At 31.6% G+C, this 13340-nt stretch carries 9 protein-coding genes and 1 pseudogene; 7 read left to right on the top strand and 3 right to left on the bottom strand.

All coding sequences use genetic code 11. The features are described from left to right. Positions 1-35 precede the first annotated feature (35 nt). The gene (locus tag P8H50_RS03125; protein ID WP_300205508.1) at positions 36-365 is read left to right on the top strand and encodes a hypothetical protein; all 330 of its coding nucleotides are present in this window, start codon (positions 36-38) and stop codon (positions 363-365) included. Between the two features lie 210 nt (positions 366-575). Then, positions 576-1358 carry an amidohydrolase gene (locus P8H50_RS03120; RefSeq protein ID WP_300205505.1) on the top strand — a complete coding sequence of 261 codons (783 nt, stop codon included), beginning with the start codon at positions 576-578 and terminating at the stop codon, positions 1356-1358. Here P8H50_RS03120 and P8H50_RS03115 read toward each other — a convergent pair. Beyond that, positions 1342-2955, bottom strand: coding sequence for an Ig-like domain-containing protein (locus P8H50_RS03115; RefSeq protein WP_300205503.1), 1614 nt, complete (start codon positions 2953-2955; stop codon positions 1342-1344). The genes P8H50_RS03120 and P8H50_RS03115 overlap by 17 nt on opposite strands. A gap of 119 nt (positions 2956-3074) precedes the next feature. Beyond that, positions 3075-3782 (bottom strand): phosphoribosyltransferase family protein, encoded by a 708-nt coding sequence (locus P8H50_RS03110; protein WP_366900949.1) that lies wholly within the window; start codon positions 3780-3782, stop codon positions 3075-3077. Positions 3783-3934: 152 nt separating this feature from the next. On the opposite strand from P8H50_RS03110, the gene P8H50_RS03105 reads away from it, so the two are divergent. After that, positions 3935-5479, top strand: coding sequence for a glycine--tRNA ligase (locus tag P8H50_RS03105; protein WP_300205501.1), 1545 nt, complete (start codon positions 3935-3937; stop codon positions 5477-5479). Between the two features lie 454 nt (positions 5480-5933). Here P8H50_RS03105 and P8H50_RS03100 read toward each other — a convergent pair whose 3' ends face one another. Then, positions 5934-9374, bottom strand: a complete 3441-nt coding sequence (locus P8H50_RS03100; protein ID WP_300205499.1) for a hypothetical protein — start codon at positions 9372-9374, stop codon at positions 5934-5936. Between the two features lie 135 nt (positions 9375-9509). Between P8H50_RS03100 and P8H50_RS03095 the strand changes: the two genes are divergently transcribed. From P8H50_RS03095 to P8H50_RS03080, 4 genes and pseudogenes are all read left to right on the top strand, one after another. Next, a complete protein-coding gene (locus tag P8H50_RS03095) occupies positions 9510-10271 on the top strand; it encodes an exodeoxyribonuclease III (RefSeq protein WP_300205497.1) in 762 nt (253 codons plus the stop codon). An 11-nt stretch (positions 10272-10282) separates the two neighbouring features. After that, positions 10283-11242, top strand: coding sequence for an OmpA family protein (locus tag P8H50_RS03090; RefSeq protein WP_300205495.1), 960 nt, complete (start codon positions 10283-10285; stop codon positions 11240-11242). 94 nt (positions 11243-11336) lie between these two features. Then, the gene (locus P8H50_RS03085; RefSeq protein WP_300205493.1) at positions 11337-12374 is read left to right on the top strand and encodes an aldo/keto reductase; all 1038 of its coding nucleotides are present in this window, start codon (positions 11337-11339) and stop codon (positions 12372-12374) included. A 141-nt stretch (positions 12375-12515) separates the two neighbouring features. Next, positions 12516-13340: pseudogene (locus P8H50_RS03080) on the top strand (immune inhibitor A domain-containing protein); the annotation flags it as partial.

The raw sequence follows: 13340 nt of genomic DNA, 5'->3' as shown, positions 1-13340 counted from the left end.
ATTGAACCGATTATAACTTTGAAATTAGATATAGAATGAAAACAATAAAACCACTTTTATTATTAATATTATTTTTTGTTTCAACTTTTGCATTCTCACAAAAAGTATTAAACAATGGAAGAACTTATGAAGTTAAAGAAAATAGAATCCTTGTAAATGGTGATGATGTAACTGAGTCATTTACTGAAAAGGAAAAAGAAGATATGTTTGCAGAAGCCAAACGTATTCAAGACACTTTAGATAGTGAAGCAGCAGCAATAAAGAAAGAAGAAAAGCAAGCAAAAAACAAGAGAAAGTGCTTAAAAAAGCCCAAAAATCTCAAAAAAAGGCTGAAAAGAAGCAAAAACAAGCAGAAAAAGAACTAAAAAAGAAAGAAAAGGCTGAAAAGAAATTAAAATCTGCAGAGCAGAATTTAAAAAAGGCTAAAGCAAAGTACGTATCTCAAAACAAAAAATTTGAAAAGCTATAAAGAAAAGGGAAATTATCTATTGATGATCATACTAAATGGGAGAAAAAATTCTCAAAACTTAAAGGTAATATTGCAAAAGCTGAAAAACGTTTAAGAAAACTATAATATGCAAGAGGAATTAAAAATAGCTATTATTCAATCTCATTTAGTTTGGGAAAATCCTCTGCAAAATAGATTAAATTTTGCTAGTAAGCTTGAACAAATTACTGAAGCTGTAGATGTAATTATACTTCCAGAAATGTTTACTTCTGGTTTTACTATGAACGCCCAAACAGCAGCAGAACGTATGGAAGGTGAAACAGTACACTGGATGCTAGACATGGCAAAACAGAAGCAAACAGCAATTGTTGGTAGCCTTGTAATAGAGGAGGATAATAATTATTATAACCGTTTATTATTTGTTGAACCAAAAGGAAAAATAATACAGTATAACAAAAGGCACGGATTTTCTTTAGCAGGAGAAGACAAAGTTTATACTTCAGGAACAGAAAGAGTGATTATAGAGTATAAAGGCTGGAGAATTTGTCCACAAATATGCTACGATCTTCGTTTTCCTGTTTGGGCTAGAAACACAGATAATTACGATGTTTTGTTATACGTTGCCAATTGGCCAAAACCCAGAATTACAGCTTGGGACACTTTGCTAAAAGCTAGAGCAATAGAAAACATGAGTTATTGTATTGGTGTAAATAGAGTAGGATTAGATGCAAATAATTATGAGTATCCAGGACATTCTGCAGTGTACGATGTTTTAGGCAAAAAATTAACTAGAGAGAACAGCAACAAAGAAACTATAGAAATGATAACGTTAAGTAAATCTCATATAGAGATAAACCGAAGACATTTAGGCTTTTTAAACGATAGAGATTCTTTTAATCTAACAGTTTAAGCGTAGTCACTTCATCGAATCCAGCAGTACCTTCTATAATATCTGGATGGTAACTTACACGTTCTGGTTGGATACCTTTTAAGTAATCACCAGTATCGTATTTTCCGTTTTTATTACTATCGTAAATCACACGTAAATAGAATTTTTTTGGCTCTAAAAATCTAAAATCTATTGGCTGAGCTTCAGTAATGTATTGTTCTGCCATGACTTCAAATTTAGAATCTGTAAGCTGAACAATTACTGGATATTTTGCGTTTTCAAGAATAATTCTTGAATTAAAAAACTGGTATTCTGTTTGCGTGTTAAGGCTGTAATTTAATGTGTCGTTTGTATTTTCAAACAAATCTGTTAGAGCATTTGGAAGCAGTTGTATTTTATATTTATTGTCTTGTGCTTTTTTAAATTTTAGAGCATAGCTATTCTTTAAACTATCATATTCTGTTTTAAAAGCGACTATACTAGAGTCTTTATCTCTAATAGATATTTTGGTTTCGTCTATACTTTCAAATGGTATATTTGCAGAAACGTAAAGGTCTTTTTCAATACCAATAGTTCCTTTAGGGCTAGAATTAACTACAAGAGAATCACGTTCTTTGTCTTTTATTCTTACTGTAAAAGTATCTATGACCTTTCGATTGGAGACTTTAAATATAAGCGAATCAACCTTTAATCGTGGATTATAGTAATAGAAAAGCGAATCGGTTTTTTCATTTTTATAATAGCGTCCTTTAAAGCTATCTGTTACTTTAGAAAGTAATTCTATTTTGGTGTTTTTGTAATCACCTTCGTATCCAAAAATAATTTTCTCACCTGCAACTAAACTAGGTTTTACAGTTCTATAATTTACTTCTTCTGCAAATAACTGAAGCTCAAAAGTTTTAGAGGTGTCTTGAGGTAAGGTAATAGGAGTTTCATAAAATGCTATTTTTTCTGTCTTTTGCTGAAACTTATTATCACTATTGTTATCCTTTAAAGCACGCAGCATATATTTTCCAGCTTTAACGTTTTCTATTGTAAAATTTGTAGTGCTATCTAAGGTATTGGTAATATAATTGGGTTGTGTTTTATAGATTAAGGAATCTGTATAAGTAGAATCTAATTCATACAGGCCAACCGAAACAAAATCGTCTACATCAAATTTTAAAGCATCTTTAATATTTCCTTTTACAGCAAGAGAATCTATAAAATCGCCAGTTGAGAATACATACCTGTAATATTTAAACGGATTTTCTTCGTTGTTATCCACAATACTATTGCCAAAGTTAAAGGCGTAAGTTGTGTTAGGTTGGAGTGTGTCGAAAATTTTAATGGTAATATATTTACTAGCAGAACCTAAAGGTGTAATATTTGGTTGCGTATTCATGGGAGGAGAAATAACCAATTGCCTACTTAAATTTTTGGTTTTTACATACTCATCAAAGTAAATTCTAATTTCATTTCCTTTAAAATTAGTGCTATAATTCTCAGGAACAGATTTTAGTATTACTGGAGGTAAAATATCTTTTTCTCCACCACTAGGCGAGCCTCTATTAGCACAGCTTGCAATAATAAGTGCTATAGAAATAAAAAATAAAGTATTGTGAAACCTGTTTTTCATGCTACTAATTAATTGTTCGCAAAATAACAACATATTTGTAAAGTAACACAAATAGTAGTGTATTAAACAGTCTATTTATAAAGAATTTAACACAGCGATAAGTAATACTATATTATAAATTAAGCAATTGCCATAGTTGCAATACTAATTTTTATGTTTTCTGCTTTATTTAATTCTTGAATGCAAGCTTCTAAAGTCGCTCCAGTGGTAATAATATCATCTACCAAAAGAATATGCTTACCAGAAATTTTTTCAGCCATATTTAGAGCAAATAAATCGTCTTTACCTGTCCATCTTGCAAATCTGTTTTTAGTAACTTGAGAGGCTGTATTTGTTACTTTTATTAAAACATCCTCTTCATAATCTGCTCCAAGCGCATTTGCTATTTCTAGTGCAAATTTAGAGACTTGATTATAACCTCTACTTCTAAGTTTCTTTTTATGTAATGGTACAGGAATTACAAGATCTACGTTAGAATATGCTTCACACTGTTTTAATTCTTTACCTAGCCAAACACCTAAAAAAGTACCAATTTGTTGGTGTTCTCTGTATTTTAATTGGTGCATTAATTGTTGTGTAATGCCTTTTTTTTCAAAATGTAGCAAGGCTGTACCAGTTTCAATTTTTGCTCTTCCGTAAAAAAGTTTAGACAAAAAATTATTATTATCTAAATGGTAATTGGTTAACGGAAGCTTATGTCTACAAGCAGTACACAAGTATTTTTCGTTATCAATAAGTTGTAATTGACACGTTAAACAAACCTCTGGAAAAAAGATATTTAAAAGCGCTTTAAACATGTATAATAAATAGTGTGTATGTGTTGACACTAAAATACACTAACAATTTGATAATGAGTTGTAAAATTTAATACAATTACAATTTATGTGCAAATTATCTGCAGAATTGAGTAAATAAAAAATAGTGCAATATTTTAACAGAAAACGTTTAAAATTTGCAGCGGTTTTATACTTTTGCAGCTATGGCAAATCAAGACGATAAATTTAAAAAAGTAATTTCTCACGCTAAAGAATATGGTTACGTATTCCAGAGTAGTGAAATTTACGATGGACTAAGCGCAGTCTACGATTACGCACAAAATGGCGTAGAATTAAAAAAGAACATTCGCGATTATTGGTGGAAAGCCATGGTGCAAATGCATGATAATATTGTTGGTATAGACGCAGCAATTTTTATGCATCCAAAAACATGGAAAGCTTCTGGTCACGTAGATGCTTTTAGCGATCCATTAATAGATAATAAAGATTCTAAAAAACGCTACAGAGCAGATGTTTTAGTTGAAGAGTATTGTGCTAAAATAGAAACCAAAATAGAAAAAGAAGTTAAAAAAGCCGAAAAACGCTATGGAGACGCTTTTAATAAAGAAGAGTTTTTAGCCACAAACGGAAGAGTATTAGGTTATCAAGAAAAAATAGATGGTATTTTAAAACGTCTAGGAAAATCTCTTGAGGCTGAAGATTTAGCAGATGTAAAAGCACTAATTGAAGAATTAGAAATTGCAGACCCATTAACAGGAAGTCGCAACTGGACAGACGTTAAACAATTTAATTTAATGTTTGGCACTAAATTAGGTGCAAGTGCAGAAACTGCCATGGACTTATATTTAAGACCAGAAACAGCACAAGGTATTTTTGTAAACTTTTTAAACGTACAGAAAACGGGACGCATGAAAATTCCTTTTGGTATTGCACAAACAGGAAAAGCGTTTAGAAACGAAATTGTTGCCAGACAATTTATTTTTAGAATGCGTGAGTTTGAGCAAATGGAAATGCAATTTTTTATTAAACCAGGCACCCAAAAAGAATGGTTTGAATATTGGAAAGAAACCCGAATGAAATGGCATAATTCTCTAGGTTTAGGCGAAGATAATTATCGTTTTCACGATCACGAGAAATTAGCACATTATGCAGATGCAGCTACAGATATAGAATTTAAATTCCCTTTCGGATTTAAAGAACTAGAAGGTATACATTCGCGAACAGATTTCGATTTAAAAGCACACGAAGAGCATTCTGGTAAGAAATTGCAATACTTCGATCATGAAGACAATGCAAATTACACACCTTATGTTTTAGAAACCTCTATTGGTTTAGATCGTATGTTTTTAGCAGTATTTTCTAACGCGCTAGAAGACGAAGAGCTAGATAATAACACTACAAGAACCGTTTTAAAATTACCAGCCGTTTTAGCACCATTTAAAGCAGCCGTTTTACCACTAGTAAAAAAGGATGGTTTACCAGAAGTAGCACAACAAATTGTAGACGATTTAAAATGGGATTTTAATATTGCTTACGACGAGAAAGATGCAGTAGGAAGACGTTACAGAAGGCAAGATGCCAATGGAACACCATTTTGTATAACGGTAGATCACGACACCTTAGAAGATAACACAGTAACCATAAGACACAGAGATACTATGGAACAAACGCGTGTTAAAATTGAAGATTTAAGAAGTATTATTAAAAAAGAAGTGGATGTAAAAACGTGGTTAATGAAAATGAAATAACCATAAATTCATTAAAAAAAGGAATCCTAAAAAAACGCTCGATTATAGTATAATCGAGCTTTTTTTGTTGTCACTCATTAAAAAGTAGTGTTCACTCATTACTACTTTTAATAATACAATAGTTTTTTAATCTTTGAATGACTAATTTTATCTATCTATGAAACCTATTCTAAATTTTATTGTTTTATTTTTTGTTTTAAATTGTTATTCACAGAATAAAAATTGCTATATTTTTATGAACAATGACATTAAAACTAACACGTATCTCCATACATTTCTTTATGGAAACTAGCATGTTCTAACAAAGCACTAAACTTAGAAATATCTTCTAAGTTTATATTGAAACTTTGTATAAGAATCAAAAAGGAATAGGTGACTGCTAGCAGTTTACTCATATTAAAGCGAAAGTATAAAATTTATTTTAATTGAGTGTGATAAAAGTTACATAGGCTGTTTAAAAATAGGCCTTTAACTGTACGTTTCCAGTATGAATGGTCTTACTGGTTTCGGTTTTACGTCCAAAATACGTAAGATTTAAATCTAAAAACTTAGTTATTTTTTGTTGGGCTAAAACACTCCATGTTAAGTTTTTACCAGATTGTAAACCTTCAAGCATTTGATAACCTACAGGTGAATTTGCATTACCTGTAAAGGTATTTGAGAAGATGTTAAACTCGCCAGAAATGGCAGATTTTATGTTTTTTGTAAAGGCAAAAGACAAGCCGTATTTTTGTTGGTTTAAAGTCTCTAGGTCTCCTATGGTGTTTTCTTTATTTGTGTATTGGTAGAATACATCAAAACGAATATTATCGCTTAGTAAATAAGATAATTTTGGGTTAAAGCGTTCTTCGTTTATTTTAAAATTTTTAGTAACAAAATTTTCACTTTCACTTTCATTTTTATCTAAACCTGTTAATATATTAATAAGCCAACTTGTTGCAAACTTATGGTTAAAATTTAATTGATGACTACGTAAACTATTAGCAATAAAACCAACGCTTAATACATTTCTAGTTTGGTTGCTTAAGTAAGTATAAGAGGTTGTGTAATTTTGTTTTCCGCGATTATAGAACAATACATTTCTAAAATTAAGTTGTAGGCCTAATTGGTTGTCTTCATTGTTTTCAAACGGATTGATGTTAAAAGCATTGCCTTCGCGTTTAATTTTACGGTCTATTAAATAACTGCTTTGGTTGTAAAAATGAGACCAGAATTTTTTGCTTTTGCTGTCTTCATTAATCCAGCTTGAAGGATTTAATGTTACCGATTGACTTAATCTATTTTGATGTGTTTTTATAAAAATTTGATTGGGCAGTAATACTCTAATATACTGTCCTTGATCTTGAAATTGAGCAATTTCAAATTCTTCTAATTCTTGAATACCGTTGCCATTATAATCTATCCAAGTATAAGCGCCTTGACCTGGCTCAACTTCTACATATGTAAAGTCTTGCTGTGCCAATGTGCCAGAATTGGTCTCGAAAACGGTATTCCAATTCACAATATTCTCAAAAAATTGCTGATTATATAATAATCTCGAGTTTAGAGATTGTTCGTCGTCACTGTTTTCGTCTGTGTTTTTTAAAGTTCTGTAATTAGCAAATAAAGAAAGGTTTGTACGTTCGTTTTTAATAATTCTAGAGTTTAAATAATAGGTGTTAGATGTGTTTACACGTTGTAAGTTGTTGTTTCGCAAACTATCATTTACTCTATATTTATAGCCAATTTCTGCAAAAACACCAGTACTATCTCCAACGCCTGTAAAAATTTCGTAAGCTTTAAAACGCTGACTTAATTGGGTAAAATTATCTGTAGCGACATCTTTTTGTTCGTTATTTTCGGCAGAGAGTCTTGTACCTACCCAACTCTTTTTAAAATTGTAACGCGCTTCATTATATGTGCGAAGAAAAGTTGAAGTATTTTCTGTAGCATTACTATTTAAAAGACTTGTATTTGTGGTAAGCGCTAGTTTTTCGTTTAAAAATAATCTAGCATTAACGGTATGTTTATTACCACTAAAGTTATTTGATAAACCTAGATGTTCAAATAAATAATTAGCAGTACCTTTTTTATTATGAAAAGCCCTAGTTCCCGCAGAAAATAAAACCTGATCTCCAAAGTTAGAATTTAAGCCAGTAGTAGTTGTGGCATTAATATTCCAGTCTCTATTAAATTCTGGATTATATAAACCTTGAATATTTCTAAATTCCTGTTGAATAAAGTCTGTATCTACAAAGGCATCTAAATTCCACAAACTATCTTTTTTTATAATAGAATGCTTAATATTAAGTTTTGCTGCAAAACCATTATTATCATTATCGTCTATACTAGAAAATAAATTCAAATCGTTTTTACTACCAGCAGCTTCAAAAGTAATGGTGGTTTTTTCTGATGGTGTATAACTTCCATTAACCACTGCAATTTGTAATTTTACTGGAGCAACTAATTGTACAATAGGTTCAAAATTTCCTTGTGGCTCACCTATAATAGGTTCAATATATTCGTAAATTGTGTTTATGGCATTAATACTGCTTATAACGTAATTACCTTGATTGTCGCCAACATTTGTAAAGCGAACGCTAAACAGCGTATCGTCTGGATTATTAGAGAAAACAAAAGCTTCTACTCCATTAATATTTTCTTTTTTATAAAGAATTCGGTTTTCGTTAAAGGCTTCTTCTACACTAGAAAGTGCTACCATTTGTGATCTATCGTCACCAGCTGTTCCAAGAATTTCAACTTGTTGTGCAGATAAATTTTGCTGTAACGGATTGTTTTTTGCATCGTTTTCTGAATATACCGAAGCACCAATTTTAAATTTTTCAGATTCGAAGTTTCCACCTGCATAAGCTACCAAACGCGAATAATTTCTATCGCTAAATTGATAGTCTACAGTAATTCGCATTTCGCTAGTGATGGGAAATGTAGAGTTAAAAATTAGTTCTCCAGCGTTGTAATCTATTATATAATCTTCATTTTCACCACGTTCGGCTATAATTCCATTTACATAAACGGTTTCACTTCCAGAGACAATAAGCACAAATAATTCGCCATTTTGTCCTTGTAGTTTGTATGGTCCTTGATTGCCTTCTTGAGCTGTAAATTGACTGGTTGTAAATTGTCCACGTACTAATGCGCCAGCTGCAAAAAGATTGGTTTGAGCATCGTCATCTCCCAGTCTGGCTTTTAATGAGAGTCCTTGTACACGTTTAGAATATTCTGCAAAGTAAGAGTTCTTGTTTTCTAGGTCAACATCACCAGCTCTTATATTCCATTTGTCACTAAAAATTTCTACAAAAACTTGATCAAACTCATCTAAACGTTGAGAATAGCCACTTTCTTGTAAGGGAATATTTGCATCTTGAATAGATGCACGAAGCGAAACATTATCGTTTAACTTCCCTGTAATTTGAAGGTCTAATTCACTATTTAATACCGAGTTTTGGTTGTTACCAATAGTTACTCCTCTAGAAATACTTCCGCTTGTAGTTAAGCCATCAAAAGGTGTAAAAATATTATCAGTATTAGATTGTTTAATTTTATAAAGTTTATTTGCTTTCTCATTATTTTCAACAATAATAGCTTCATCAAATTGCTGATAGGTTCTAGTAAGATATTCTGGATATTTAAGGTAGTTAATAACAAGAGAGTCTGCTTCTACAGGTTTATTAAAAGTTAAAAGAGACTTAGAGAAATCTACAGAATAATAAGTACTATCAATTAATGTTGAATCTTTAAGTGTTATGGAGAAAAAGTTAGGATTTATACTTACGCTATCTATTGTAACGGTTTTAGTTACTGCTACTGTTTTTTGTTTCAAATTTGTACTACGATCTTGAGAGAACGCAATAGCAATTCCGAAGAAAAAGATAAAAAGAGTAACAGTAAACTTCATATAGTAGTTTAACTAAAAACAGAACGAATTATTTTGTTAATAGTTTGTGTTTAATTTCAACGTTAATTAATGTTGTAAAAGTAACGCATTATTTATTTTAGCAGAAATAACAATTACAGAATAAAAATAAGACACATGAAAATTATCTCTTATAACGTTAACGGAATACGTGCAGCACTTAAAAAAGGGTTTATAGAATGGTTAGTGAGTACAAATGCAGATGTAGTGTGTCTACAGGAAATTAAGGCAATGGAAGACCAATTAGACTTATCGCTTTTTGAAGATGCTGGTTATAAATATAGCTATTGGTATAGCGCACAAAAAAAAGGCTACAGTGGTGTTGCCATTTTAAGTAAAATAGAGCCAAACCATATAGAATATGGTACAGGAATAGAAACCATGGATTTTGAAGGGCGAAATATTCGTGCAGATTATAATGGTGTTTCTGTAATGAGCATGTACTTGCCTTCTGGAACAAATATGGATAGACTTGAATTTAAACTAAATTACATGGCAGAAATTCAAGATTATATAAATGCATTAAGAATAACTATTCCTAATTTAGTGGTTTGTGGAGATTATAATATTTGTCATGAAGCGATAGATATTCATAATCCAAAAATGAAAAATGTTTCGGGTTTCCTTCCTGTAGAAAGAGAGTGGATTGGTAATTTTATAGAAAGTGGTCTTACAGACAGCTTTCGCTATTTAAACCCAGAAAAAGTAGAGTATAGTTGGTGGAGTTATAGAGCAAATGCAAGAGCCAATAATAAAGGATGGCGTTTAGATTATGCTATGGTAACAAAACCATTACAAGAAAAAATAAAACGAGCCGTTATACTTACAGAAGCAAAACATAGTGACCATTGTCCTATACTTCTTGAATTAGAAAATTAAAAAGAATAAAAATGAAAAACAAATTCACAATCATTGCCTTATTATTAGTGTTTGTTACATCGTGTGTCTCACCTAAAGTATATAAAAACTTAGAAGATAAATATGCAGCATTAAAAAAAGAAAACAGAAGTCTGCAAAATGAATATGATGCTTTATTAAAGGCGAAAAATATAGCAGAAAACCAATACAATACTACCAAAGAAGATTATGATAATGCAATAGCTGATAGAAATAATTGGGAAGCAGAATATAAAGCTTTGGTAAAAGAACACGACAACCTTAAAACATCTTACAATGCTCTAGAAGCAAATAGTTCTTCGGCAATTGCAGCCAATTCAAAAAAGAATAGAGAGTTGTTGGCTCAATTAGAAGCAAAAGAACAAGCCTTGGCTTCAGAAAATGAAAGATTAGAGAAACTAAAGAAAGAACTAGAAGCAAGATCAAATAGAGTTGCAGAGCTAGAAAGTGTTATTGCAGCAAAAGATGCAGCAATGACAAATTTAAAAAATGCAATTTCAAATGCGTTAACAGATTTTGAAGGTAAAGGTTTAACTATAGAGCAACGTAATGGCAAAGTATATGTATCTATGGAAAATAAGCTATTGTTTAATTCAGGTAGTTGGGCTGTAGGAGTAGAAGGAAAAAAAGCTGTAAAACAACTAGGAACTGTTTTAGGTGATAACCCAGAAATAGCAGTTTTAATAGAAGGTCATACAGACAATGCACCTTATACAGGTTCAGGACAAGTTAAAGGAAATTGGGATTTATCTACTAAAAGAGCAACTGCAATAGTGGAGATTTTACAAGAGAACGAAAGTATTAATCCTGAAAACCTTACTGCAGCTGGACGTGGAGAATTTGCACCAATAGCAGATAATGACTCTACTGAAGGAAAAGCAAAAAACCGAAGAATAGAAGTCATATTAACACCAAAGTTAGATGAGATTTCTAAACTATTAAACGATATTTAAACCATCAATAATTAACAAATATTTAGACCTTTCTACTTACCAAAAGCAGAAAGGTCTTTTTATATTTATAAAAAATTAAAAGTTTTACTTTATTATGAAATACACAAAACTACCAAATACAGATATAAAAGTTAGTAAAATATGTTTAGGCTCCATGACTTGGGGAAACCAAAATACTGAAACCGAAGGCCACTTACAACTAGATTATGCCTTAGATCAAGGCGTAAATTTTATAGATACAGCAGAGTTGTATCCTGTTCCCGCAACAGCAGAAAAACAAGGAAAAACAAGCAAAATTATTGGAACTTGGTTAAAAAAATCTGGAAATAGAGATAAAGTAATTCTAGCCTCTAAAATTGCAGGACCTGGAGATTATACAGCTCATATTAGAACCACAGGTTTTAGCAAACAAAGCATAAAAGATGCTGTAGATAACGAATTAAATAGACTGCAAACAGACTATATAGATTTATTTCAATTGCATTGGCCTGAGAGAAATACAAATACTTTTGGAGTAAGAGATTATCAACATAGTCCTAATGATGCTTGGCAAGATAATTTTAAAGAAGTTTTAGAGAGTTTAGATGAAGTTATTAAAGTAGGCAAAGTACGTAATATAGGTTTATCTAACGAAAAAGCTTGGGGAACTATGCGCTATATCGAAGAATCTAAAAAAAGTAATTTACCAAGACCAATAACAATTCAAAATGCATACTCATTAATAAACCGTGTTTATGAAGGTGATATGGCTGAAATATCCATGAGAGAAAATATTGGATTATTAGTCTACTCACCAATGGCTTTTGGAGTGCTTTCTGGAAAATATATTAAAAACACTGCTGCAGAAGATTCAAGATTAAAGTTATTTCCAAGATTTGCAAGATATAGCAGTAACCAAGCAACAAATGCTACTAAACAATACTTAGAATTAGCCGAAGACAATAATATGTCTTTAGCACAAATGGCTTTGGCCTTTGTTAATCAAAGAGAGTTTGTTACGAGTAACATAATTGGAGCTACAAACCTAGAGCAGTTAAAAGAAAATATTAGCAGTATCGATTTAGAGTTAAGCGATGAGGTTTTAAATGCTATTAATAAAATCCATAACGTAATACCAAATCCGGCTCCATAATATAAAAACCGAACAATTTTATTTAAAGCGCATTTAATCGATAAAAAGCGTATTTAATCTATAAACACAAACTTAGTGATAATAGGAATGTTATTTTTTTTAGCTTAGGAAACTTTTTAAAACTAATTGAAAATAGCGAAGATGAAAAAAATTACACTTTTTTTGATAATTGTGACTTTATTTATAAGCCAAAATATCAATGCGCAAATTACTGTATATCCTTACACTGAAAATTTTGAAGCCGGAGCAGGTGGCTGGATAGAAGATAATACCAACAATGGTACTTGGGCTCTTGGTACACCAACAGGAGCTGTTATTAACAGTGCTGCCTCAGGAGTTAATTCATGGGCAACAAATTTAACAGGAAATTATAACAATAATGATTCATCAACTGTTACTAGTCCTATTTTTGATTTTTCAGCTTTAGCTGCACCAGCAATTTCTTTTAGCCTTTGGTGGGAATCAGAATTTAGTTGGGATGGAACTGCGCTACAATCTTCAATAGACGGAGGAACAACATGGATAACTGTAGGAATGCTAGGAGATACAGGAAACTGGTATACGGATGGCACAATAAACGGTCTTCCAGCAGGACAACAAGAAGGTTGGACAGGTCGTAATGGAACTGGTTCAAACGGTTGGGTGTTAGCAAGTCACTCACTTGATGGTTTAGCTGGTCAATCAAACGTATTATTGCGTTTTATTTTTGGTTCAGATGGATCAGTGCAAGATGAAGGTGTTGCTTTTGATGACATAAATGTTTTTGAAGTTACATGTCCAGAACCTAATAATGCAAATGTAGTAAGTACTACAGCTACAACCGCTAATTTATCATGGACAGCAGGTGGAACAGAAACAGCTTGGGAAATAGCTATACAGCCTCAAGGCACAGGTTTGCCAACAGGTTCAGGAACTCCAACATCAACAAATAATCCTCATGTTGCAATGGGCTTAACACCAGCAACA

The sequence above is a fragment of the Lacinutrix sp. genome (assembly GCF_029238095.1).
Classification (GTDB): Bacteria; Bacteroidota; Bacteroidia; order Flavobacteriales; family Flavobacteriaceae; genus Lacinutrix.
This window is presented reverse-complemented; position numbering and strand designations above follow the sequence as displayed.